Raw genomic sequence first — 24,358 nt, 5'->3', positions numbered from 1 at the left:
CTGTGCTGTCTGCCACCTCTCGTCTTTAGCTGTGGTTTTGGGGATAATAGAGGTCTATGTCGAAACGTGAATTTCAAACTGAAGTTAGTCAACTGCTGCAACTGATCATCCACTCGCTTTACTCTCACCCTGAGATCTTTCTTCGTGAACTGGTGTCGAACTCGTCCGATGCGTTGGATAAGCTTCGCCATCTGACGCTGACGGACGAGGCTTATAAGGCGCTGCCGTTCAATCCGCGGATCGACCTGGAGCTGGACGAGGAGAAGAAGACTCTTACGATCAGCGATACGGGCATCGGAATGAATGAGGAGGATCTGACTTCGAACCTGGGTACGATTGCTCGGTCGGGGACGAAGAACTTTTTGTCACAGCTCTCGGGCGATGCGAAGAAGGATTCGAACCTGATCGGGCAGTTTGGCGTTGGGTTCTATAGCGTGTTCATGGTGGCGGATAAGGTGGAGGTGGTGTCGCGCAAGGCTGGGGAGGACCAGGCGTGGCGGTGGGTGAGCGACGGCAAGACCGGTTTCGATATTGAACCGGCGGAGCGGTCGGTTGCCGGGACTACAGTGGTGATTCACTTCAACTACGAGGGCGCACAGTATGCGAATAGCTGGCGGCTGCAGGAGATCGTTAGGAAGTACTCGAACCACATTGCGTTTCCGATCTTTCTGACCTACGACAAGAGTGAGTGGAATGAGGCGGAGAAGAAGTCGGATAAGGTTCGCACGACGGAGCAGGTGAATGCTGCGAGTGCACTGTGGCGGCGACCGAAGAGCGAGTTAACGGATGAGGACTACAAGGAACTCTATAAGTCGGTGTCGGGTGGGTGGGATGATCCTCTGTTCTGGTTTCACACCAAGGCAGAGGGGAGCCTGGAGTACACAACGCTGTTTTATGTCCCCGCGAAGGCTCCGCTGGATCTATACAACGCGGAGTACAAGGTTGGCGTTAAGCTTTATGTGAAGCGCGTCTTCATCATGGATGATGCGAAGGAGCTGCTGCCGCAGTACCTGCGGTTTGTGCGGGGGATTATCGACAGCGAGGATCTTCCGCTGAATGTGAGCCGCGAGATTCTGCAGCAGAATAAAGTGCTGACGACGATTCGAACGGCCAGCGTGAAGAAGATTCTGTCTGAGTTGAAGAACATCGCGGCGAATAAGCCGGAAGAGTATCTGAAGTTTATTGCTGAGTACAACCGTCCGCTGAAGGAGGGGCTGTACGGGGACTATGCGAATCGCGAGACGCTGCTGGAGCTGGTGCGGTTCAAGTCGACCAAGGTGGAGGGGCTGACTAGTCTTGCGGATGTGAAGTCGCGGATGAAGGAAGGCCAGAAGAGCATCTACTACATTACTGGTGGGGCGGAGTCGCTGTTGCGGACCTCGCCGTTGCTGGAGATTTACAAGAAGAAGGATGTTGAGGTCCTGATTCTTGATGACGACTTCGATGAGGTGATCTTCTCGGGTATTGAGAAGTACGGCGAGATCGATCTGAAGGCGGTGAATAAATCTTCTACCAGCGAGGATCTGAAGGGCGAGGATGAGGCGGATAAGAGCGAGAGTCTGAAGCCGCTGATTGCGATGCTGAAGAAGACGCTGGGGGATCGGGTGAAGGATGTGCGGGCGTCGGTGCGGCTTGCGGATAGTCCTTCGTGCATTGTGTCGGATGAAGAGGAGCCGTCGCTGAAGATGCAGCAGATGATGCGGGCGATGGGACAGAAGGATCTTCCTGCGCTGAAGCCTACACTGGAGATTAATCCGGATCATGAGATTGTGAAGAAGCTGCTGGCGCGGTCGGATGATTCGGTGGCGCAGGATGCGGCGTGGCTGCTGTTCGATCAGGCGCTGCTGATGGAGGGTGTGACGATTCAAGATCCTGCTGCGTTTGTGCAGCGGCTTAATCGCGTTTTGAATCTTTCTGTCTAGAGGCTCTCGTGCGGCGCAGCGGCTGTGGGTGGGCAGCCGCTGCGCTTTTGCGTTTTTGGGCGAAGCGCGGGGACTGATAGACGGAATGATTTTTGCATTGGGGATTGACTGGATTGGTTGAGGATTTTTCTTTGCCTTCGATCTCGAGAAGGGCTAGGCTCTCCTTACTGTGTCTACATAACGGGAGGGTTGATGCTGTCTCGCAGGACTCTTTTCGGCTTGTTGGTTTTGTTTGCGTTCTCCATCTCTTATGCGGCAGTTCCGCAGGCTCCACAGACGCGTCCGGCGCCGGGAGGTGGACAGTCGGGAGGAGGACGGCCACCTGGCGGTGGAGGCAATACACGTCCGCCGGGCGGAGGAAACCCAGGTGGGGGACGGCCTCCTGGAGGTGGAAACACACGTCCGCCTGGGGGAGGGAATCCTGGAGGGGGAAATAATAATCGACCGCCGCCGCGGCCGAATCCTAGTCGTCCTCCGCCGCGACCGAACCCGAGTCGCCCGAATCCGGGACGGCCTCCGAGTGGGAGACCGCCGCAGTGGGGACGTCCGCCGCAACAGCGTCCTTCGTACAGCTTCAGGAGAAACGACTGGCGTTATCTGCACAACTACTACAGGCGGAATCTTGGATACATCAATCTGGCGACGCGACCTCGGTTTGTGATTGGCGGATTCTTTCCGTACGCCCACATTCCGTACATCACGCCGCTGCCGCCGAACGTGTACGGGTATCTGCCGCCACCACCGCCGGGGTACAACATGGGCTACTACGATGGATATGTTGTGGTATATGACCCGGTGACTTACTTCATCGCGAACGTAATCGATCTGTTGCAGCAGCAGTAGAAAGTGTGGCGGGCCGGAGTCTCGGGATGCTCCGGCGTGCTGCACGGGTGGATTCAGCGTCGCATCGAGTAACCCCGCGTTGCATCGAAAGACCATAGAGGATATCTGTGTAAGGTATGAAGAAGAGGAATGCGATCGCGGAGGTGGCCTTGTCGGAGGATCAGTTTCAGGCGATCGCTCGTGCGCTGAGTGATCCACGCCGGTTTGCCATTCTTCAGCAGGTGGGGGCCTGCGAGGGGATGGAGTGCAGTGCGCTGCGGGAGCATGAGTCGATCAGTCCGGCGACGGTCTCGCACCATATGAAGGAGTTGAGCGAGGCGGGGTTGATTGAGATAAGACGCGTTGGCCGAGGCGCGAATCTTTCTCTGTGCCGGTCGGTGCTCGATGCTTACGTCAGACGCCTGTCCTCTATTTAGATTTGGTAAATGACGAATCGGGTTGGACCTTCTCCGCATCTATTTGATAGCTGCACTGTTCGATAGATATCGAAATAAGGAGATTTGAGATGGGAAAGCTTGCGGGAAAGATAGCGGTTGTAACCGGCGCGTCTAAGGGTATTGGCGCTGAGATTGCGAAGGAGTTGGCGGCGCAGGGCGCGTCTGTCGTGGTGAACTACGCGTCGAGCAAAGAGGGCGCCGATAAGGTCGTCGCAGAGATTGTGAAGGCGGGTGGAAAGGCGATTGCCGTGGGCGGCAGCGTGGCGAAGACTGCGGAGATTGATGCACTCTTTGCTGCGACGAAGAAGGCTTATGGCAGGGTCGATATTCTGGTGAACAATGCCGGGGTGTATGAGTTCGCTCCGCTGGAGGGGATTACGGAGGAGTCGATCGACCGGATGCTGGGCATCAATGTGAAGGGGCTGTTGCTCGCCACCAAGGCTGGTGTGGCTCTGTTTCCGGCAGAGGGCGGCAGCGTGATCAATATTGGATCGGTTGCGAGTGACCAGACGCCACCGATGTCGGCGACGTACAGCGGCACGAAGGGCGCCGTGGATGCGATTACGCGCGTGTTCGCGAAGGAGCTGGGGCCGAAGAAGATTCGGGTGAATGCGGTGAACCCCGGACCTGTGGTAACGGAGGGCTTCAAGTCGGCTGGGGTTGAGGGAAGCGACTTTGAAAAGCAGATGCTGCAGAGCACGCCGCTCGGCCGCATTGGACAGCCGGATGATGTGTCCAGCGTGGTTGCATTCCTGGCCTCGGACGATGCCAAGTGGGTGACCGGTTCGCTGCTGCAGGTCGCGGGTGGGATGCGGTAGGAGAGTTGCTGAAGGAGAGCGCTTCGGGCTTCGGAAAGAAGCTCGGAGCGCTTTTTTTTTGTGATGGAATGGGGGCCGTGTTCTACGCATCAAATGCAGCGGGTATCCAGCGTGTCACTCGGAGGGGGTCACAGAACGCAATCTCAAACCGCAACTTCAAAACAAGGAGCAGAAGATGTCTACGATATCCAACACGGTAGCGATTCCGGCCGACGATCTGCGACGGAATCTGGTGGTTGCAAATCCGGATAGCAGCGGTGCCCAGCATCTCGGGGTCGTGGGCGACACCTACACGATCCTGCTGTCCGGAGCCGATACTGCAGGTCGATTCACTCTGATCGATATGCATGTTCCTCCCGGAGGCGGACCTCCCCCGCATCGTCATGATTTCGAGGAGAGCTTTATTCTTCTCGACGGGGAACTGCAGGCTACCTTCCGAGGGGAGCAGCGTACGATGCGCGCCGGCGAGACGGTCCACATTCCAGCGAACGCTCCTCACCAGTTCCATAACGCCTCGTCGGAGCCGGTGAGGATGCTTTGTATCTGCTCGCCGGCAGGCCAAGAGGAGTTCTTCAAAGAGCTGGGAGCAGTGGTTGCGACGCGTACCACTCCGCCTCCCAGGGTCGATGCGGCGGAGGGAGCAGCGTTCTTCAAGAAAGCAGTTGAACTGGCTCCGAAGTACCGAACCGAACTGCTCAGAGAAGCGAAGTAGGGTCGATTCAAGGCGTAGCAGCGGCCTGATAGTTGACCGGTGCTCGTCGGCATCGTCCTATGCGATGGAGAAAATGTAACAGGCTTTGAGATTTCTCAGGGAACGTAGACGAGGAACTCCGGCATGTCCGGAAGGCCATCAAGGAACGTCCCCTTTTTCTTTCCCTTGGAGGAGAAGCGCAGCACCCGCTGCTTCTCCCGCTCGGCAATGTCCGAGATGCCGACAAACCGGGGCAAGAGAATGGTGAACGCTGGAGGATTTCCGGGTGCTTTCAGCTGCTGGCCCTTGGGGCGGAGCCAGAACCGCCTGGCGGCGATGCGCTTGAGCCAGAGGGGACGAAACGGGGCGCACGTATGCCGCGCGGGCTGGGATTTAGGCCAGCGGAGGCAGAACGGCCTGAAGCCGGTGCGCTTGAGCCAGAAGGAATGAAACGGGGCGCACGTATGCCGCGCGGGCTGGGATTTAGGCCAACGGAGGCAGAACGGCTTGGAGGCAGCGCGCTTGAGCCAGAGGGAATGAAACGGGGCGCACGTATGCCGCGCGGGCTGGGATTTAGGCCAGCGGAGGCAGAACGGCCTGGAGCCGGTGCGCTTGAGCCAGAGGGGACGAAACGGGGCGCAGCCATGGCGTGCGGGCTGCCCAAACCGCGAGCCCCAAAAATGGGTGCACGTATTGTTGGTCCGTTGGCGTGTGGTGAGTCCATCATTCGATTCTCTTGAATGCTAAAGGAGTATCCTCTTAACAGGTCGATCAGTTTGTACTGCTGTACTGCGATCTCTGAGGTGAGTAGCACATCTTCATACTTGTGACCCAGATGACCAGCCAGACCAACTGTTATCGCTGTTGTAAATCACGAAGTTGCGGTCATCCTGCATCACCGCAAAAGCACCCCAATGGCCTTGCGTGTTTGTCGCCAAAAGAGGCACGTTGTCGTACGTTTGCCACACTAAGTTGCCGTCCGTCTGCATGACCACCTTATTGATCAAAAAGTATTCATCGTAAAAGTTCGAGACAGCCCAACCTGAAAAATCCCCAGCTGAGCCATAGATGACAAAGTTGCCGTCCGTCTGCATGGCGACATAAAATTGTCGGTCGAACGAAATTAGCCGGTCCCCTCTGACCATAGTCCCATTCGTCGGCGACGCGAGACCGCCCCCCGGCGGGGGATCATACCAAACCGAAGGAGATAGGATGCCGCCCGAAATATCTGCCATCTTTCACCTCCCGATGTATTTTTGAATGGGTTGTTGGGACTAGCCTGACGCGGGCTCCAATGTGAAATTGGCCTGTTGGCCCTCTCCACGGCGTCCAGAACGCATCGCGTTATCTACCGGACGCTACGCCTCTACTTAGGCGTTGTCAAGCCACACCAATCGACAAAATAGTACGTTAACGCACGGAATTCCGCTAACTCTACAAGGCTCAATTAATTCACGTTCTGCTTGCGTTCCTGTGCTTGTCTCCTACCGCGTAAGTGCGAAAAAACACACAAGGTTCGCTGATCGTTGGCGTACGATTTCTGACGTTCGGTATGGTGACCCTTCAAAAAGTACGTACTGGTGGGTATATATCGCAGAAAAAGAGAATGACGTCAAAATTACGCTTCGTCAGAGAATTATTGATAGAACGGCGCTTTACGCCACTGTAACTCCCGGATCGCCGGTCAGTCGGAAGCTGCGCGTTTCTTCCTTTATGCTGGAGTGAAGCGAATGATGCAGACAGTTTTGACGATTGCTGGATTCGATCCCTCGTCGGGTGCGGGTGTGACCGCAGACCTGATGGTGTTTGCGGCGCATGGGCTGTTTGGGACCTCGTGCGTCACGGGGCTGACGGTGCAGTCGACGCTGGGGGTGCGGGATAGTCTGCCGGTGCCGGTGGAGATGGTGCGGGCTACACTTGCTTGTCTCGAGAGCGATCTGCCGGCGGCGGGGATCAAGATTGGAATGCTGGGTACGGCGGCGAATGTAGTCGCGGTGGCGGAGTTTCTTGAGGGGCTGCGTGGGCGGGGGTGGCGGGTTCCGGTGGTGCTGGATCCGGTGATCCGGTCGAGCTCGGGAAGGGAACTGCTCGATGCGGAGGGGGTGGGGGTGCTGCGGGAGAGGCTGCTGCCGCTGGTGGATTGGGTGACGCCGAATCTTGACGAGCTGGGGGTTCTGGCGGGGCGCATCGTGATGCAGCGGGGGGATATGCCGGAGGCGGCGCGGGATCTGCAGGCGATGGGAGCGGGGTTGAATGTGGTGGCGACGGGCGGGCATCTGATGCCGCCGGACGATCTGCTGCTGCGCGCGGGCGGGGAGATGGATTGGCTGCCGGGGGAGCAGATTGTGAGTCGGTCGACGCACGGGACGGGGTGTGCGTTTTCGAGCGCGCTGCTGAGCAGGGTGGTGCTGGGGGATGATCCGCTGGGTGCGGCGAGGATGGCGAAGCGGTATGTGGCGGAGGCGATTCGGACAGCGGAGCCGAGGGGCGCGGGGCTTGGGCCGGTGAATCCGCTGTGGCCTCTGCGGGAGGATTGACGGTCTTCCGTGGCGGGGCGGGGCTTGGTTGCGTTTTTGTTGTCTGGGTGGGCGGGGGCGTCTCGGGGGCGATGTTTGGAGTATGGATTTTGAACGTGTGCAGAATCGGGAACCGTGGGGCTGCCCGTTTGCGGAGGGGAACAAGGCACGGTTAGGGTGCAGAAACTACATCGATTGGGTCATTGCGGAGCTGTGGCTGGACTGTTTCGATGGTGCTGAGGTTATACGTTGAGTTGTCTGAGTCGGGATATTCCGGATAATGCCGCGGTGAGGTTCGCCGATAGGGATTAGGACGGAGGATTCAGGTCCATGTCCACAGTTGCTTTTCCCGGGGTCTTTCGACCCGAACTCGTAAACCGGAGCGCCGCGAGCGTTCCAACTCTTTCGCCGGGCAACCCCCCGCCGAAGAACGCAGACCTGACGATTCACAGGATCAGCCAGACGCACCACGGACGGACGCTGCTGACGTTGGGCCATGCGGCTGAGTATCTGGCAAACTCTCGGCGTTATTCGATCGAGGCGTTCGACAACAAATCAGACGATGAGGCTATCCATATCCTGCTGGGACTGAGCCGCAGTGTGTTTGAAGACTTTGCCGAACCTAAGACATTGACTCGTGGGTTGTGGAACTGGATGGTTGAGCGGGTGGTGCGGTTGCTGAGTTAGCCCGCGATGCTGCTAGGCTGAATGGGTATGGCACTTACGGTGATCTTGAACGGCCAGTCCCGCAGCTTTGACGCATTTGAGGAAGCTGCCAACCTTGAACAACTTGTCGTGGAGCTGGGATTGAAGGGCGACCGGGTGGCGATCGAACACAATGGGGAGATCGCTCCTCGCTCGCAGTGGGCTCAGACCGTTTTGCGCGGAGGGGACCGGCTCGAGGTGGTTCACTTCGTCGGGGGTGGAGTTTGACGAGGCGTTTCGTTCGGTGCCTCTTTGGCGATCAAGTGCTTTAGAAGAGACTCCCAGCGGTCGCCGTAGTCGTCCCAGCCTCCGAGAAGCTGGACGCGACGAAGGGCGGCCTCGCTCATCTGCGATTGGAGGGCGGGGTCGTCGGCGAGTTGCTGCATGCGTTCGGCTAGGGCGGCTGCGTCGCGGACCGGGACTACGAAGCCTTCGACGCCGTTGGTGAAGAGGTCTTCGCCGCCGGTGTTGGTGGAGCAGAGGACGGGGCAGCCACAGGCTAGGGCTTGACCCTGTACCAGCGCCAGACCCTCTTCGATGCTGGGGAGAACCATGACGTGGCTGGTGCTCATGAGGGCTGCGAGCTGCTCCTGCGGGAGTGGGCCGAGGAACTCGACCTGCTGTTGAGGGAGGTGGTCGAGGACGGTCTTCATATCGGGATGGATGGACCCGGCGAGGCGCAGGCGCTTTGCGGGATGACGCAGCTGGGCGAAGGCCTCGAGCAGGTAGGGAACTCCCTTGCGCAGGGTGACGGAGCCCGCGAAGAGGACCTCGAAGCGGTCGGGGGGAGGCTCGCCGGTGCGGGTGAAACTTTCGAGTCGAACGCCGTAGGGGATGACGTGGAGCTTTTCAGCGGGGATGCCCATTTCGACGAAGGAGCGGGCGGCGAAGCTGGAAGGGACGGTGATTGCGTCCGAGATGTCGTAGATCTTTTCTTCGCGGAGGATGTCGCGGATGTCGGTAACGGGCCGGGTTACATTCCAGCGCTGGTACTCGTCCGAGACGATGGTCTCCTGGTAGCGCTGGTGTGAGGAGCCACGGTCGCAGATGAGGCGGCCTCCACGAGATTGGATCTCGCGGCCGGTTTTTAGGCTGGAGCCGGAGATGGCGATGACGGCGTCTGGCGTTGCGGCGGCGCGGGTGCGACGTAGGGTCCACTCATCGAAGGAGAGCGCGTTGGCATAACTTATTTGATCCATTAGGTATGGATGGTGGATGCCAAAGCGTTGCATGAGGATTTCCGGAGTGTGAACCCAGGGGAATGTCTCGACGACTTCGTGGGGTAGGCCTTCGCGCTTGAGGCGCGTCCAGGGCCAGGTGGAGTAGATGCGCTGGAGATGGCCTCGGCGGTGAAGCTGGCGGGCGAGTTCAAAGTGATGAAAGACACCGAAGACCGTCTGAACGATTCGCATAGCGCCAGTGGGCGATTGACCTCGGTTCATCGTAACAAAGGTCTGTAGATTATTTGATTCTGAGCGTGCCGGTCAGGGGGCGGATTGGACGGCGGGGCGATGATACCTGGCGGTTAGGAACCGGGCCACGGACCTCTCAACGTAGAGATAGCAGGACGGTGCCGAGGACGTGGCGCCTGCCGAAACGCGCATAGGTAAGGCCGATGAGACAGCCGAAGATGAACTCGATGTTGAGGGGATTGGCCAGCAGAATGAGCACGGGCTGATGGAAGCCGAGCAGGCCGCCCACAACGATGAAGGCAAGGATGGTGAGGATGGTTCGTTCGACGACACGTGCGGCGCCGAAGAAGAGGTTGAGGGTGAGAGTGTAGTAGAAAAACATCTCGAAGATGAGCGTCCAGCCGATGAAGATGAGCGGCGGCGGCATGGGAAAGCGCAACGAGGGAAGCAGGAGGTAGGAGTTGAGGAGCCACGCGGTAGTTAGATGGTGTAGCTTCCACTGAACCAGAACAAAGAAGAGGGAGAGGATCCAGTAGATGGGAAAGATGCGGATGAAGCGGCGAAGGAGAAAGTCGATTGCGCCGTGGGGCAGGCTGGAATGAGTGGGGGGGACGCTCATGGCGACGGTGGAGAGGATGAATCCGCTGATCGCAAAGAATATGTCGACGCCGCAGGCGCCAAAGTTGGTGAGGTTGAAGAAGTGACTTTGGCGGGAGACTGCGTGCCCGGAGACGACAAAGAGGCAGTGAACGTAGACGACGAGCAGGGCCGCGATCGCTCGAAGGATCTGGATCGAGTCGAGTCTTTTCATCGAGAGAGGGAGACCGGCTTCAAGGTCAGTGGGGTCGACCTAGAGTGTCTTTTCGAAGGTAGATGCGATATCCGCGCTCGTGCTGAGTATCGCCGCCACGTTGTATGGAAAGAACGTAGTTTTCGTCCAGGAGGTCGGTGAACTGCGGCCAGAACTGCAGCTTCTCGTAGCCATGAGCACCGTAGGTCGGCCACTGTTCATTGGTCAAGACGATGATCCGCGGATTGGATTTTGTCAACTGTGCCAGGAAATCGTCTCTCAGATGTTCTACCCGCGCATCTTTGCGGTCGAGGAAGAAGACGGTGTCGTTGACGTAGCCCGTGGCCATGGTGATGTTCATGTGAAGTAGGACGTTGAGACAGCCGCTGGTCACGTCAAGACACTGCACCTCACCTGGCGCATCCGAAGCATGCAGGGCGACCAGATCACTCTGAAGCGCTCCTTCGTTCCACCTGTCCCACCGGGCTGGACGTGAGAGACGGGGGTAGAGTGCGGCGGAGAACAAGACCAGAGCAAGAGCCAACCATTTGTAGCTTGCTGTACTTTGCCTGATCGTCGCTACAAGGACCCAGCCGGCCCAGAGAAAAAAGAAAAAAAAGAACGGCGTGCGGTGATACAGGAAGCCCTTGTGTTGCAGGAAGTACGATGCAGCGCCCAGTGCGGAGGCGAGGAGTAAGACCTGCTGGTCAAGGTTGTTTCTGAGGGGAGGGTGCAGCGCGACGAGGACCAGCGAGCCGATTGCCACCTCCGGTAGTACATGAATTGGATCGAAGATAGCCGGAAGCATCTCCCGGAAGCTCATGGAAGCTGTAGTCGCATAGACCGGAACCATGGTCCATTCGAGATGGAGAAAGGCGCCTAAAGCTTTTTCGTAGAGAAGATAGGCAAGGATGAATGCGATGCCGGCTGCGAACCCGGCGAGGAGATATCCCAGATAGGCGCGGAGAGGGAGCTGCAGCTTGCGGAGTGCCAGGATCGTTGGCAGGGCGAGGAGAAGAAACACGCTGGCGGGAGGCTTGATCGTCGAAGCGAGCGCGACGGAGAGTCCGAAGAAGAGGATGAGGAGCGGCCGTTGTCGATGGAAGGATTCAAGTAAGAAGGCGACACCGGCCCCGAGCAGGCAGGTCATGAAGAAGTCTCGCTGACCCAGGCCGATGATGCTGGCCCAGGTGCCGGTATGCTCCAGCACGAAGAAAGAGAAGCCGAAGACAGCGGCGAACCAGAGCTCTCGTCGGCGAGTGATGACGAGCATGGAGGCTAGAGCTACGCCTAGGCCGCAGAGATCGAAGAGGCGGAATGCGAGATCGCCGGGGCCGAAGAGGTGCCTTTCGAGGCTGTAAAGAAGGAGCGATCCGGGAAACTGGACTTCGACGATGTCACGATAGAGACGCATCCCATGCTCGCTCAGGTAGACCATGTAGAGCAGGATGGGGCTGTCGTGCACCAACGGCCAGTGCATGGAGTGAGCGATGGTGATGGTTACGAAGACCGCGAACCAGACGGTGAGGACAGCGAATAGAATGCGCAAGGTCGACGGTTTGAGTGCAGCGGAAGGGATGCCGATATTGCGTTGCGTCAGGGCCGAGCCTCCGGATTATGGTTCAGGAAGAAGTATAGAGTCTGGCTATACGATTAGCCGAGAAAATCAACGTCAGCAATTAGCATTTCAATAATTGACCACGTACCCCGCGGAGCCTCCGCGTCGTCCGCAACGCCTGTGGTGCTAAGACCTCCAAGGATACCGAGCACCAGCTCTTCCTCATCCTCCATCGTGAGTACCCAATGAACCACTGACTCTGCGGTATCGGAGTTGGGAGTGAAAGGGAAGCGTAATTCCAGTCACGTGCAATCCGGAAACAACCACGTGAACGCGCGAAAAGTCGATTTTCGGCAATTTCAACGTCAAAGTTTCCCATCACCCCGTTTTCGGGAACTTCGACGCCCGGCAGGATTGTTTCTGAGTTGCCAGTAAACTCTGAGCACCCCATTGCGACGCGAAGCAGCGTCGTCTTTCTATCGCCCCGGAAAAGTGTCCGGCCTGGATCGTCAGATTCACTCGAAGCCAGTTGCTGTTCTCTCTACTCTGGGCACGAAGATTTTCATATTTCATATTGGATCTCCCAATTACAAGTTATCAAGCTATAGGTGGGACACACTCATATTCCATCAACAGCTGCGTTGATTGAATGAATGGAGATCTGTTACTTAGCCGGGGGCGGCGATAGATTGCTGCTCCAACTATCCGGATCAAAACAAGTTGTTGATAAACGCTCGTGCATCCTGGCAAAGTAACCAACTTTGATTACTACTTTGCATGCACATGTTCTGCTCAGATGAAGTACATTCTGCGTTTAACGTGCTAAGTGAGTCGGCACGTTTTGTTGGCCTCCTGCCGGGGACGCGAAAGATCCCGCTGCAGTTCTGTTGTCTGATTCGGCCTTGGTTGAAACTCGTTGGAAATTGGATTCATTCTCCTCGCTCACAACGAAACAACCATGGAGCTGGAGGTGAGTCGTGTCGCTGGTTATCTTTCTGCCCATTGGTCTGGCTAACTCAAGTATTCAACGTCACTTTTCAAGCAGGATTGAAGCAGCCGCCAGGTCCTTGCTCATAGCAATGCTCTTTCTCTCCGTGTCCACTGCGGGGAATGAATCAGCGCTGGGCCAAGTCGCGACACCGGTGAATGTACCTACCTGGCGATATGACAACACCGAGGCGGGAGCTAATACGCAGGAGACTTTACTTTCACCTGCAAACGTGGCGAGTTCATCGTTTGGTCTGCTTTTTTCAAGATCGGTCGATGGCTATGTCTATGCACAGCCCCTCTACATCAGTGGTCTTACGATGGGTGATGGGTTAGTACACAATGTTCTGTTTGTAGCGACAGAACATGATTCCGTATACGCTTTTGATGCTGACTCCAACGCAGGCGCGAATGCCCAGCCACTGTGGCAGATCAGCTTGCTCAACCCGGCTTATGGCGCCGCCCCCGGCGCAACCACCGTTCCCAGCGCGGATGTTAATACTAACGACCTTGTTCCTGAGATAGGGATCACCGGTACTCCCGCGATCAACGGCAATACGATGTACGTCATTGCAAAAACGAAGGAAAGTGGAGGCTATGTCCAGCGGCTGCATGCGATCAACATAATAACTGGAGCAGAGCAGCCAAACAGCCCCACAATTATTCAAGCAACGGCGGCGGGCAAAGGAGCCGGAAGTTCGGGCGGCGTCATCGCGTTTAGTCCGTTGTGGCAGTTGAACCGTGCCGCCTTGAGCTATTACAACGGCATCGTCTATGCCGGGTTTGGTTCTCACGGCGATAACGGTCCATGGCACGGATGGTTGCTGGCATTCGACGGCACGACGCTGGCCCAGACGGGATCGATCTGTTTGTCGCCTAGCGGTTCCGGAGCCGGCGTCTGGGAGTCCGGTGCCGGAATGCCAATCGACAATGGAGGGACTGCCGGACGGATGTTCTTTTCTACAGGTAATGGGTTGAACACCCTTTACCCTCCGTTCAATCCGAGTGTGAATCTAGGAGACAGTGTTGTGGAAGTTAGTCTTGCAAGTGGCAGTCTTGCTGTGACCGATGCCTTCACTACTTTTAACCAAGCTGCATTATCGGGAGCAGATCGCGATTTGGGTTCCGGCGGAGTTCTACTGTTGCCCGATCAGACAGGTTCAATTCCGCACATCCTGATACAGGCGGGAAAAGAGGGACGCATCGTGGTCCTTGATCGAGATAATCTCGGAGGCTATCTACCGGGAGGTACGTCGAACACAAACGCTTTGCAGGATATTCTCGGCGCAACTACGGGCATCTTCAGTACTCCCGCCTACTGGAACGGAAATGTCTATTTTTGGGGGAATGGAGACTATCCTAAAGCCTTCAGTCTAACGAGTGGTGTACTAGCATCTACTTACAGCAGCGAAGGTATAGTTAAATCTGGCTTTCCGGGGGGCAGCTTCGTCATATCTTCAAATGGCACATCGAACGGTATAGCGTGGGCCGTCAGGCAGGGCAACGCAACAGCTCCGGAGATACTCTACGCCTTTGACGCCACGAACCTATCGAGAATTCTGTATGAAAGCGATAAGCAAACGCGCGATAACGCTGGCCTGCCGAATAAATTCGTTGTACCAGTGGTTACAAACGGTAAGGTATATCTAGGCGCAGGATACCAAGTCGATGTGTTTGGCCTGCTAAACGGCGAACCGGTTGCAACAGCGCCAACGATTACACCCAACGGGGGTGTATTCGATCCTCCACAACTTGTATCGCTCAGCACGCTAACACCTTCTGCGAATGTCTACTACACACTGGATGGAACAGTTCCTACGACTGGGTCAAACGTCTACACGTCGCCAATCTCCGTGACCTCTGGCACAACGATCAGAGCCCTGTCGAGTGCAACCAACTATCTTCAAAGCGCGATAACCTCCGCGACGTTCAGCCCCTCGCCTTTCACAGCTTTGCCGGTATTCACACCAGCCGGGGGCACCTATGCAGCAGCGCAGGAGGTTGTGTTATCAGATAAAGATACTTCGGCCGCTATCTACTACACACTAGATGGCTCTACGCCTACAACCTCGTCCTCCGTCTACACGGGTGCAATACAGGTGCAAGCGAATACGACTATTAGTGCTTTAGCTGTAGATCCGGCACTAAAGACTAATCACGCTGTGGCGGCAACCTATGTTATTCAGAGCGGAGGTTCGAACATAGATTTTGGTAGCGGTTTTGCAATTCCGACTGGACTAACCTTCAATGGCACTGCGATTAATGCGAACGACACTAGCCTCCAACTCACGAATGGAGGTAGTAACCAGGCGGCTAGCGCCTTCTACAACCAACCGATTGACGTTCGGGTTTTTACTACAGATTTCGTGTTCCAGCTCATCAATGCGTACGCAGACGGCTTCACGTTTACGATTCAGAATCAGCGAGCTACTGCGCTAGGCAGCGTCGGGGGAGCATTGGGGTACGGCCGGGGCATACCATCCAGCGTCGCAGTCAAGTTTGACTTTTACAACAACATCGGAGAAGGCAGCGACTCGACTGGCTTCTACACCAACGGAGCGATGCCCGAACTTCCTGCCGTCGATATGACCGCAAGCGGGGTGATTCTGAAGAGCGGCGACACCATCCAGGCTCACCTGACTTATGATGGCACTACTCTGACGCTGACACTTACTGACATCGTGACCGCTAAGACATTTACGTACAGTCAGGCGATCAATATTCCTCAGATTGTTGGAGGCAATACCGCATATGTCGGATTCACTGGCGGAGCAGGCACAATTACATCAATCCAGAAGATCCTGACCTGGACCTACAGTACCCCAGCGACAGCACCTGCGCCCGCACCACCGACCTTTAGTCCGGCGGGTGGCAGTTACCTGTCGACGCAGAGCGTTGTGCTTAGCGATACGAGCTCTGGTGCCGTGATTTACTACACGACGGACGGTACGACTCCAACTACATCTTCTGCCGTATACAGCAGCCCCATAGTGGTTAACGCCGCGACGACAACCGTGCTCGAGGCAATAGCTGTAACTCCCGGTGGTTCGCAAAGCGCTATCGCTACTGCAACCTATGTGATTTCCGCTGGTACTGCCACACCGACGTTCTCGCCGGCGCCAGGCACATACACGAGTGCGCAAAGCGTTACTCTTTCCGACGCTACACCGGGTAGCATTATCTACTACACAACGGACGGCACATTACCCACTACGAGTTCTTCGGCGTACTCCGGCCCCATCCCGGTTGGGTCAACCGAGATGATACAAGCCATGGCTATTGCGCCAGGACTTTCAGCAAGCCCGGTGTCGAGTTGCGGATATACCATCAGTGCGGTAAATGAAGTGATCAACTTCCCAAGCGGTTTCGCCGGCGCAGGAAGCAGTTTCAGCTTCAATGGAGTTGGCACTCTAAATGGTTCGATGTTGCAGGTGATGACCGCAAGCCAGAAATCTTCGCGAAGTTCCATATGGTTTAATACGGCGGTCAATACCGCTACATTTACGACTGATTTTGATTTTCAGATTCTCAACGGTGTAGCCGATGGTTGGACGTTCACCATCCAAAACAAAGGGCTCTCGGCGATTGGACCAACGGGAAGCGGTCTGGGCTACGGAGGAGGGACCGCTGGAATCGGAAATAGCCTGGCAATTAAGTTTGATATCCATAACAACGCCGGCGAGGGAACTAACTCAACCGGGTTCTATACAGGTGGGGCATCGCCAACGATACCTGCTATCGATCTGACACCTTCCAAGATTGTCTTGATCCGCGGGGACGTTATACATTCGCATGTCACTTACGACGGCACAAACCTTACACTACTGCTAACTGACGCTACAACATCTGCAAGCTTTACTGCGACGTATGCTGTGAATTTAGCCAGCGTAGTTGGTAGTACAACAGCTTATGTTGGTTTCACAGCAGGAACTGGTTCTTCAACAATGAACGTAAACATCCTTGACTGGACTTATCACAATTAGCAGATGCAGGGGCCAGCGCTAGTCGCGATCGCCAGAACAGCAATCTATTTATCTTTCACACCGAAATGACGGCATCTTTACCTGCTGCCATTCCGCTCTGTCGCCGGAAGGACAGGCAGCGCTCACGCTGCGTGAAGTTTGCGGCCTGACAACAGAGGAGATTGCCCGGGCATTTCTCGTTACGCCGGCGACGTTAGTGCAGCGCATCGTGCGCACGAAGGCAAAGATTCGAGACGCACCCGATTCAGTATGAGGTACCGTCGCCACAGGAGTTGCCAGAGCGACTAGGTGCGGTACTTCAGGTCAATCGGGAGCCAGAGCGGCAATTGCTGCAGGAGCGGATTCGGCAATTGAAAAAAAAACGGAGAAGAAGCAAAATTTCTTTGACTCTTTGTCGAATTCCAGTATGGCCGTTCGACTATGTAGTGAAGACGGGGCAACAGACCCGCTCGCTCTCAATCCGCCAGGTCTTTGAGATGGAAGATTTTGCACCAATCCTGTCCGAATAGGAGATCCAGTACAAAATAGCGAAACGGGCTGAGCTGCCGAATCAGACCGCCAACAAATATCCGCCCTCGCATCCACGGTTGAAGGTTGGTGATCGGGAGCTGTGTCCGCTACCATCAGTGCCCCACAGGTTCCTCTGACGAGGCAAAAAAGGCTAGCTGTCGATTTTCCGTGTCCCGACCGACTATTTGATACAGAACAACCAGCTGCAGCTTTATCAATCGCAAGAAGCAAGGAGGAATCGATGAAATACATCTGTTTGGGATACTACGATAAAGACAAATTTGATGGCATGACCGAGGACGAGCGAAACGCCATGTTCGACATATGCTTCGAGTACGACGACCATCTTCGCGCCAACGGGAACTGGGCTGGTGGAGAAGCGCTTCAGTCTCAGGAAACTGCTCTGACCCTTTATTGGAAGAACGGCAAGGTGGCAACGACGGATGGTCCCTATGCGGAGACCAAGGAACAACTCGGTGGCATTCTCGTCCTTGAAGCGCGGGACATGAATCATGCGGTACAGCTCATGGCGCAGCATCCGGCGATGACATATGGCAACATCTTCGAGATTCGGCCAGCAGGGGACATGAACGAAATCATGAAGGCCAGTGAGCGGCGGCGGCGAAAGGAGGTCTTACAATGAGCACGGCCACGAGAGAACGAATAATCAGTAGGGCAGGGAGCATGTCATTCGTTCGCGATCTGAGAGTTGCAGCCGTCTCGTTATTTCGGACTCCAGGGCTGGCGATCGCGGTGGTTCTGACGCTGGCGCTCGGCATCGGCGCGAACGCGGCCATTTTCACGCTAGTGCGCGGAGTTCTGCTCAAGCCTCTTGTCAACCGCGACGAGGACCGGCTGATCTATATCCGCCAGAGCGCCCCCGGCATCCGCGACGAAAACGCTGCGTTTTCCGTCCCTGAGATACAGGATTTGCGCGCGAGCGTGAAAACCCTGAGCGCGTTCGGCGACTTCTCCACCATGGACTTCACCATGGTCGGCCTCGGTCAGCCACGTTCGATTCGAGGCGGCGTTGTCGGTGGCACGTATTTCGACGTGATGGGCCTTCGTCCCGTGCTCGGTCGCCTGATCGGACCTCAAGACGACGGTCCTAATGCTGCCGGCGTCGTCGTTCTCACGTATCGTTTCTGGACGACCGCTCTTCATAAGGATCCTTCGGTCCTCGGCAAAACCATTCGTCTCGGTAGCCTCGGTGATCGCTCTGCGACAGTCATTGGCGTCCTCGAACCTTGCGTCCCATATCCCCAGGATACTGAAATCATCGCCAACCTGGTCACCAGCCCGCATCATCTTTCCGCAACCATGGTCACTGGTCGCGTCCATCGCATGACTGAGCTTTTCGGCCGTCTGGCTCCCGGAGCCACCCTCGATCAGGCTCGCGCTGAGTTGCGCTCCACCTACTCCGCGATGAAGAAGGATCATCCTGAAGCCTATGCACAGGAAGCGGACTTTCAGATTGGTGTGAAGTTGCTTCGTGACCAGATCACCTCGGGCGCCCGGACCGTGCTGCTGGTGCTGCTCGCAGCGTCAGGTTTGGTCTTCATCATCGCGTGTTCCAATGTCGCTAACCTGATTTTGGCACGGACGGTTCGCCGCGAAGGCGAGCTGGCGATTCGCGTGGCGCTGGGCGCAAGCAAAGGCGCGTTGCGCCGCATGCTGTTGGCCGAAAGCCTTCTGCTCTGTGGCGCAGGCGCTGCACTCGGTGTAATGAGCGCGAAGCCGATGGTAGCCATCCTGGCCCGCTACGCCTCGCGCTTCTCCGTCCGAGCGCTTGATTTAAGGGTCGATTCGAGCTTGCTATGGGTGGGAGCGACTCTGGCCATCGTCGCCGCAGTGATTCTTGCCTTCGTCCCGCGCCTGCCCTCTTCCGGCACGCCGAGTGGACTGAGCCTGTCAAGCGGAAGTGTGCGGATCGCCGGCAGCACGAGCCGCCGCCAGCGGATCTTCGTGGTGATACAAATCGCCGCGTCTTTCGTGCTGCTGGCCGGCGCAAGTACATTGGTCACTACGTTGATCGCACTGCAAAGGGCGCAGACAGGACTGGATACACAGCACGTCCTCGCTATCGATGTTCCTGCTATGTCCTATGGGAGGACACCTCAACAGGTGGTCGATTTCTACAAGGAAGCGATACGTCGCATTGATGCACTGCCGGGCGTGAGTGGGACCGCATTCGGCGACGTCGTTCCCTGGCGCGATGCCGGCGGTCCCGGCGGTCTCGGTCTTCAATTTTCCGCCGACGGACACGTCCATGTCGCCGGTTCAGAGGATCCCCGGGCGCAGCCGCGTGCCGTCTCTCCCGGATTCTTTGCGGCGCTTGGCGTTCCTATCATTGCCGGCCGCGATTTCAATGCGCTCGATAACCAGAGTACTAATCAAGAGCCTGTCGTTATCGTCAGCGAGACTCTCGCACAGCGCATGTTCCCCAATCAGGATGCGGTCAATCGGCATGTCTATTGGACCGATCCCGTGTTGCAATTCTTTCCAGGGAGCGATCTCGAAAAGTCGCGCTTGATGGCGCCGCACCGAATCATTGGCGTCACCGCCGACATTGACGATGACCATGTCGTTCCTGAACCCACCCTCAGCATTTACAGCCCGTTTGACGAGGGCCTAATTTTTGGCGGTCGTCTCTTCATTCACACGGGCGCAAATCCCTATGCGCTGGTCCCGTCGGTCACGCGCGTTATTCGCGACATGTCGGCAGATCAGCCCGTTGAGCACGCCGCCACTCTTGAAGACATTCGGGCAGAGGTGCTCACGCCGGACCGTTTAAATTCGCTGGTGTTTGGCGTATTCGCGGCCGTCGCGTTGGCGATTGCCGTGGTCGGTGTCGCGGGGGTGCTGGCGTTTTCGGTGAGCGCGCGGACCCGGGAGTTCGGCATCCGGCTAGCCCTCGGATCGGGGCCTCAACGACTCCTCAAGGGCGTGATCGTGGAGGGTACAGTGATGGCGGCGGCGGGCGTTCTTGCAGGCGCGGCATTCGGATTCGTGCTGGCGCGTTTGGCGGGAAGATATTTCCTGGACATCAAGATGCCGGGCGCATTGCCTGTGTTTGTCTCTGCGTTCGTACTGATGGCGGTCGCGGTCATCGCGTCGGTGCTGCCCGCGGCACGCGCTGCGCGTGTTGATGTTATGCAAGCGTTGCGCTCCGAGTGACCGTCGGACGGGTGGTCAGGGATACTGATTTCAGTATCGCGCCTGGTCTCCACTGTACATAAGATGCGTTATCAGACACGATTGCAGTTTTTCCTCTGTTGCGTTTGGGGGTCAAAAACTACCATTGAAGCCGCAACACTAAGTCCAAATGGTCGTCGTCGGGGCTGGGGGAAAGTGGCAATCCCGCGTTCTCTGCGGACTTTTACACCATACTTCTTTTCCACAGCCTGCTTTTCCGGCAAAATCGTGTTTCGCAGAAAATCATGTGAGTCCCGGCCCCCTGCGAGAGGATCTCCATGCTCACCAAGGTGCGTACCACTTACTGCCCTTCCAGTCTTTGGCGGCCCGATGGTGGTCGACGCTTTGAGTGTTCCAAGCTACTGATCTACCGTTTGGATGTCGTTCTTTCCGCGGAGATCGCGGGTCGCCAGCGTTCCAGATGGAGGACACGATCTCGAGCGTACAAGCTGTTATTCATGAATTGGGAAGCCAGATCGATGAACTCCTACCTTGAAGTGTACATTCGGGATGCAAGGTCATCGCCGAACAGCGCGGTCTCGACTGGGACGTGCAACTGGACGCAGAGGGTGTCGCTGTTCCTGGGACAGGTTGGGTGTTGGTGAGATCGGCCTCGCCGGAATTGCCGCTGCAATTACGAGTGCCGTCTATCACGCGACTGGTATTCGGGTACGTGATTTGCCCAGTTCGGATCGAGGACTTGTTGGTTTCAAAGAGCCAAAGCATGCATGTTGCCTAATCCTTCATCGACGAAGCCGGCTATTCTTTCAAAATCACCAATATCAACGTGGTAGTCGCAATCGTATGTCGATGGACGTAGACTCATCTTGACGGTCCGGGCTCCGATTCAAAGGAGAAACCGAAATGGAGGCAGATGAATCCACAGCGACCCGAAGACCCCAGGGAGGAATAGCTGGGAACACGCCGATATCCGCGGAGCCCAACTATTACTCCGGCCGCTTAACCGCTGGCACGATCATTGGCCTCTATCAGCTGCTGCAATTGATCGGTGAGGGTGGGATGGGGGAGGTCTGGCTTGCAGAGCAGAAGCAGCCCGTCCGACGCCGTGTTGCCGTCAAGCTAATCAAGGCCGGCATGGACACGCGAGAAGTGATTGCCCGATTCGAGTCTGAGCGGCAGGCACTTGCGTTGATGAGTCATCCGTCGATCGCTAAGGTCTTCGACGCTGGCTCCACTGTCGATGGCCGTCCCTATTTCGTGATGGAATATGTGGTTGGCCTGCCGATTACGGTTTATTGCGATCGGCACAAGCTCAATATTCGGCAGCGGCTCCGACTATTTCTTGCGGTATGCGACGGAGTCCAACATGCTCATCAGAAAGCCATCATTCACCGTGATTTGAAGCCCTCGAACATACTGGTTTCTGAAGGAGAGAGCAACCCGATTCCCCACATCATTGACTTCGGTGTGGCCAAAGCTACTGCTCAGCATCTGAATGCCGGGACGATGTACACCCAGATCGGTGCGCTGATTGGTACCGTGGGCTATATCAGTCCCGAGCAGGCCGACTCTCGCGGGGAGGACATCGATACGCGAAGTGATGTCTATTCTCTTGGCGTAGTGCTCTACGAGTTGCTTAGCGGTACTTTGCCTTTCGATTTTCGAAAGTTGGCCTACGATGAAGTACTGCGGCGCCTACGCGATCAGGATGCAGCGAGTCCAAGTAGCCGACTTCTGACGGAGAGTGAAGATTCACAATCAATCGCAAAGAATCGCGGTGTAGAACAGCAATCTCTGATCGGCTTGCTACGTGGAGATCTTGACGCCATCGCACTGCGAGCTCTCGAAAAGGACCGGTTACGACGATACTCCACCCCGATGGAACTGGCTGCCGATATTCGCAGATATCTCGACAACGAGCCAGTTCTGGCGCGTACGCCTAGTGCTATTTACCGAGCGCACAAATACGTCCGCCGACACAGACTACGTGTCACGCTGGTGAGTTTGTCAGTACTTCTGGGAATAATCTTTGCGATAGCTCAAGCGATTGAGCTTAGGAGCATCCGACGCGAACGCGACCGTGCAGATAGGATCACAGAGTTTCTAACAAACATGTTCAAAGTCTCTGCTCCCAGTGAGGCGCGTGGCAACACAATAACGGCACGGGAGATTCTCGACCGGTCGTCAAATGAGATCGAGAGAGGTCTGGACCGGGATCCCGTAGTCCGCTCCCAGCTGATGCTGGTCATGGCCAAGACATACGAAAACCTCGGTCTCTTTTCGCGAGCGCACGTCTTAATGGAACATATTTTGCAAGATCGGGTCAGAACACTGGGCGCCGATAACCCGAAGACACTGGAGGCAAAGTCCCAGATGGGATGGCTATTCTATCGTGAAGGGCATGACGCCGAGGCCGAACGTCTTATTCGGTCAACGATTGATGCACAAAGCCGCATCCTGGGCCCCGAGAATCCCTCAACCCTCGAGTCCAGGGATCGTCTTGCGCGGATCCTGCTTCGGCAGGCGCATTATGCCCAAGCGGAGAAACTTGAACGGGAGCTGATCGCCATCAGTACCCGCCGCGAGGGGCCAGAGAATCCGCAGGTGCTGCGGTTTATGGATGGACTGGCCAATGCATTGAACGGCGAAAACCGCTTTGTAGAAGCCGAGGCGGAATATCGACAATTGCTCGATGGGGAGCGTCGCAACTTGGGCGAAGACCATCCGGATACTCTAGCAACCGTTCACGATCTTGCCACAGTGTTCCTGGACCAAGGCCGCTATGAGGAGGCTGAGAAACTATATCGAGAAAGTTTGGAGATCGAGAAGCGTGTCCTAGGACCGGAACATCCGGATACAGCAAACTCGATGACGACGCTCGCTAATACAATTCGATTCATCGATGGTCGCAATGCGGAGGCCGAAAGCCTATATAGACAAGCGCTGGAAATCGAAACGCGGGTCGTGGGAGTGGATCACCCTTCTACGACGCGTGCCCAGGAAGGGTTGGCGAACGTGTTGTCGGCCGAGCACCGTTATCCCGAAGCAGAATCGCTGCTGCGGCAGGTTCTTGCGACCCGTCAGCGCCTTCTCGGCGACGAACATACAGACACTCTTCTTTCGCAATATAACCTGGCAACAGTCCTCAAGCAGGAGAACAGATATGAGGAAGCAGAAGTGCTAATCCGTCGCACTCTGGAATCGCAAATACGCGTGCTGGATGCGAATGACCCAGACACGTCGGCATCTCGGTCGCTTCTCGCCGACATCTTGCTCAGAGAACAGCGCCCCATGGAGGTGGAGGAGTTTGCGAGACGTGCCTTCGACGATCAGCTGCGAACGCTTGGCCCACATCACCAGGACACGCTTGAGAGTCTGAGAATTCTCGGCGAGGCGCTGACGAAAACTGGGCGTTACGAAGAGGCGAAAAAGCTGTACACAGACACAATCGCAAGTATCGGCGCAGATGCCAGATATGCGGCACGCGAGGGCGTCGTTGACCTCTGGTACGACCTCGCCTCCCTTTCCGTTCGCACCGGCCGCCGGGACGAAGCCTTCGGCTATCTCGAGCGCGCTGTGGACGCAGGCTATGACAATGCTCCGTTCATGCACGCTGACGAAGCTTTGAAATCGCTTCACAACGACCCGCGCTTCGATAAGCTCTTAGCGAGAGTGGCGGCTTCCAATCGGCAACCTGCGCTTGTTTCGAGATGACGTGCAGACCAACTTCACTGGACACCATGCAACCTCCCGCGATTCGTTCATGGTGGCAGGCGCATCGAGCCGTACCAGCTTACGTTCTCAAGAGCGCGCGTATCTCGAATCGGAACATATCTTCGAAGGTACAAAACTCAGGAACTCCAAGCTCTATCACGGGCGCAGCGGCGATAATCGCCGGAACATGCCGCTCCAGTATGGCTTGGTGTTGTCTTTCCTCTTCATGAGTGAGTAGGCTCATTTGGTATGCCAGACTAATGTGGAAGCCAAAGGTGGCATGATCCTCAGTCCGGAATCGAAAGACTTCCTCTGC

General features: G+C 56.4%; 19 protein-coding genes. 13 read left to right on the top strand and 6 right to left on the bottom strand.

Annotated elements, in window-relative coordinates; translation table 11 throughout:
* Positions 1 to 56 precede the first annotated feature (56 nt).
* The 5 genes from htpG to HDF10_RS18610 all read left to right on the top strand — a co-directional run bounded on the left by htpG (position 57) and on the right by HDF10_RS18610 (position 4,732).
* Positions 57 to 1,922 (top strand): molecular chaperone HtpG, encoded by a 1,866-nt coding sequence (htpG, locus tag HDF10_RS18630; RefSeq protein ID WP_183816094.1) that lies wholly within the window; start codon positions 57 to 59, stop codon positions 1,920 to 1,922.
* Positions 1,923 to 2,114: 192 nt separating this feature from the next.
* Positions 2,115 to 2,765, top strand: coding sequence for a hypothetical protein (locus HDF10_RS18625; protein WP_183816092.1), 651 nt, complete (start codon positions 2,115 to 2,117; stop codon positions 2,763 to 2,765).
* Between the two features lie 116 nt (positions 2,766 to 2,881).
* Positions 2,882 to 3,181, top strand: coding sequence for a winged helix-turn-helix domain-containing protein (locus HDF10_RS18620; RefSeq protein ID WP_183816090.1), 300 nt, complete (start codon positions 2,882 to 2,884; stop codon positions 3,179 to 3,181).
* An 89-nt stretch (positions 3,182 to 3,270) separates the two neighbouring features.
* Positions 3,271 to 4,020, top strand: a complete 750-nt coding sequence (locus tag HDF10_RS18615; RefSeq protein ID WP_183816088.1) for an SDR family NAD(P)-dependent oxidoreductase — start codon at positions 3,271 to 3,273, stop codon at positions 4,018 to 4,020.
* A 175-nt stretch (positions 4,021 to 4,195) separates the two neighbouring features.
* Complete coding sequence (locus HDF10_RS18610; RefSeq protein ID WP_183816086.1) at positions 4,196 to 4,732, top strand: cupin domain-containing protein; 537 nt, start codon at positions 4,196 to 4,198, stop codon at positions 4,730 to 4,732.
* A gap of 95 nt (positions 4,733 to 4,827) precedes the next feature.
* On the opposite strand, the gene HDF10_RS18605 is transcribed toward HDF10_RS18610, so the two are convergent.
* Together HDF10_RS18605 and HDF10_RS18600 are read right to left on the bottom strand one after the other, a co-directional pair.
* A complete protein-coding gene (locus HDF10_RS18605; protein ID WP_183816084.1) occupies positions 4,828 to 4,968 on the bottom strand; it encodes a hypothetical protein in 141 nt (46 codons plus the stop codon).
* 561 nt (positions 4,969 to 5,529) lie between these two features.
* Positions 5,530 to 5,946, bottom strand: coding sequence for a hypothetical protein (locus tag HDF10_RS18600; protein WP_183816082.1), 417 nt, complete (start codon positions 5,944 to 5,946; stop codon positions 5,530 to 5,532).
* 495 nt (positions 5,947 to 6,441) lie between these two features.
* Between HDF10_RS18600 and thiD the strand changes: the two genes are divergently transcribed.
* The 3 genes from thiD (at position 6,442) to thiS (ending at position 8,160) form a co-directional block, all read left to right on the top strand.
* Positions 6,442 to 7,248, top strand: a complete 807-nt coding sequence (gene thiD / locus HDF10_RS18595) for a bifunctional hydroxymethylpyrimidine kinase/phosphomethylpyrimidine kinase (protein WP_260177992.1) — start codon at positions 6,442 to 6,444, stop codon at positions 7,246 to 7,248.
* 309 nt (positions 7,249 to 7,557) lie between these two features.
* On the top strand, positions 7,558 to 7,914 hold the full coding sequence (locus tag HDF10_RS18590; protein WP_183816080.1) for a hypothetical protein: 357 nt from the start codon (positions 7,558 to 7,560) through the stop codon (positions 7,912 to 7,914).
* A 27-nt stretch (positions 7,915 to 7,941) separates the two neighbouring features.
* Positions 7,942 to 8,160 carry a sulfur carrier protein ThiS gene (gene thiS / locus HDF10_RS18585; RefSeq protein WP_183816078.1) on the top strand — a complete coding sequence of 73 codons (219 nt, stop codon included), beginning with the start codon at positions 7,942 to 7,944 and terminating at the stop codon, positions 8,158 to 8,160.
* On the opposite strand, the gene HDF10_RS18580 is transcribed toward thiS, so the two are convergent.
* From HDF10_RS18580 to HDF10_RS18570, 3 genes are all read right to left on the bottom strand, one after another.
* A complete protein-coding gene (locus HDF10_RS18580) occupies positions 8,136 to 9,344 on the bottom strand; it encodes a glycosyltransferase family 4 protein (RefSeq protein WP_183816076.1) in 1,209 nt (402 codons plus the stop codon). The genes thiS and HDF10_RS18580 overlap by 25 nt on opposite strands.
* A 136-nt stretch (positions 9,345 to 9,480) precedes the next feature.
* Positions 9,481 to 10,155 carry an acyltransferase family protein gene (locus HDF10_RS18575; RefSeq protein ID WP_183816074.1) on the bottom strand — a complete coding sequence of 225 codons (675 nt, stop codon included), beginning with the start codon at positions 10,153 to 10,155 and terminating at the stop codon, positions 9,481 to 9,483.
* Between the two features lie 25 nt (positions 10,156 to 10,180).
* Positions 10,181 to 11,683, bottom strand: coding sequence for a hypothetical protein (locus HDF10_RS18570; RefSeq protein ID WP_183816072.1), 1,503 nt, complete (start codon positions 11,681 to 11,683; stop codon positions 10,181 to 10,183).
* A 986-nt stretch (positions 11,684 to 12,669) separates the two neighbouring features.
* On the opposite strand from HDF10_RS18570, the gene HDF10_RS18565 reads away from it, so the two are divergent.
* The 5 genes from HDF10_RS18565 (at position 12,670) to HDF10_RS18545 (ending at position 24,042) form a co-directional block, all read left to right on the top strand.
* Positions 12,670 to 16,662 (top strand): chitobiase/beta-hexosaminidase C-terminal domain-containing protein, encoded by a 3,993-nt coding sequence (locus tag HDF10_RS18565; RefSeq protein ID WP_183816070.1) that lies wholly within the window; start codon positions 12,670 to 12,672, stop codon positions 16,660 to 16,662.
* A 46-nt stretch (positions 16,663 to 16,708) separates the two neighbouring features.
* On the top strand, positions 16,709 to 16,915 hold the full coding sequence (locus HDF10_RS21250; RefSeq protein WP_311732823.1) for a sigma factor-like helix-turn-helix DNA-binding protein: 207 nt from the start codon (positions 16,709 to 16,711) through the stop codon (positions 16,913 to 16,915).
* Between the two features lie 498 nt (positions 16,916 to 17,413).
* Complete coding sequence (locus HDF10_RS18555; protein ID WP_183816068.1) at positions 17,414 to 17,815, top strand: YciI family protein; 402 nt, start codon at positions 17,414 to 17,416, stop codon at positions 17,813 to 17,815.
* Between the two features lie 41 nt (positions 17,816 to 17,856).
* Positions 17,857 to 20,349: an ADOP family duplicated permease gene (locus HDF10_RS18550; protein ID WP_183816066.1), complete on the top strand. Its 2,493-nt coding sequence runs from the start codon at positions 17,857 to 17,859 to the stop codon at positions 20,347 to 20,349.
* 882 nt (positions 20,350 to 21,231) lie between these two features.
* Complete coding sequence (locus HDF10_RS18545) at positions 21,232 to 24,042, top strand: tetratricopeptide repeat protein (protein ID WP_183816064.1); 2,811 nt, start codon at positions 21,232 to 21,234, stop codon at positions 24,040 to 24,042.
* A gap of 79 nt (positions 24,043 to 24,121) precedes the next feature.
* Here the strand turns inward: HDF10_RS18545 and HDF10_RS20620 are convergent.
* Positions 24,122 to 24,358: hypothetical protein (locus HDF10_RS20620; protein ID WP_221271870.1), on the bottom strand; the 237-nt coding region annotated here is incomplete at its 5' end.

The organism is Tunturiibacter empetritectus (assembly GCF_014201375.1).
In the GTDB taxonomy this organism is placed as follows: Bacteria; Acidobacteriota; Terriglobia; order Terriglobales; family Acidobacteriaceae; genus Edaphobacter; species Edaphobacter lichenicola_D.
Note: the sequence above shows the minus strand (reverse complement) of the source record. Positions and strands in the feature narration are given on the sequence as shown.

Excerpts from the sequence above, each read along its gene's own strand:
- HDF10_RS18620 (WP_183816090.1), top strand. The coding sequence starts at position 2,882 with ATGAAGAAGAGGAATGCGATCGCGGAGGTGGCCTTGTCGGAGGATCAG.
- htpG (WP_183816094.1), top strand. The coding sequence starts at position 57 with ATGTCGAAACGTGAATTTCAAACTGAAGTTAGTCAACTGCTGCAACTG.
- HDF10_RS18590 (WP_183816080.1), top strand. The coding sequence starts at position 7,558 with ATGTCCACAGTTGCTTTTCCCGGGGTCTTTCGACCCGAACTCGTAAAC.
- HDF10_RS18580 (WP_183816076.1), bottom strand. The coding sequence starts at position 9,344 with ATGCGAATCGTTCAGACGGTCTTCGGTGTCTTTCATCACTTTGAACTC.
- HDF10_RS18600 (WP_183816082.1), bottom strand. The coding sequence starts at position 5,946 with ATGGCAGATATTTCGGGCGGCATCCTATCTCCTTCGGTTTGGTATGAT.
- HDF10_RS18615 (WP_183816088.1), top strand. The coding sequence starts at position 3,271 with ATGGGAAAGCTTGCGGGAAAGATAGCGGTTGTAACCGGCGCGTCTAAG.
- HDF10_RS18575 (WP_183816074.1), bottom strand. The coding sequence starts at position 10,155 with ATGAAAAGACTCGACTCGATCCAGATCCTTCGAGCGATCGCGGCCCTG.
- HDF10_RS18610 (WP_183816086.1), top strand. The coding sequence starts at position 4,196 with ATGTCTACGATATCCAACACGGTAGCGATTCCGGCCGACGATCTGCGA.
- HDF10_RS18625 (WP_183816092.1), top strand. The coding sequence starts at position 2,115 with ATGCTGTCTCGCAGGACTCTTTTCGGCTTGTTGGTTTTGTTTGCGTTC.
- HDF10_RS18545 (WP_183816064.1), top strand. The coding sequence starts at position 21,232 with ATGGAGGCAGATGAATCCACAGCGACCCGAAGACCCCAGGGAGGAATA.
- HDF10_RS18550 (WP_183816066.1), top strand. The coding sequence starts at position 17,857 with ATGTCATTCGTTCGCGATCTGAGAGTTGCAGCCGTCTCGTTATTTCGG.
- thiS (WP_183816078.1), top strand. The coding sequence starts at position 7,942 with ATGGCACTTACGGTGATCTTGAACGGCCAGTCCCGCAGCTTTGACGCA.
- HDF10_RS18555 (WP_183816068.1), top strand. The coding sequence starts at position 17,414 with ATGAAATACATCTGTTTGGGATACTACGATAAAGACAAATTTGATGGC.
- thiD (WP_260177992.1), top strand. The coding sequence starts at position 6,442 with ATGATGCAGACAGTTTTGACGATTGCTGGATTCGATCCCTCGTCGGGT.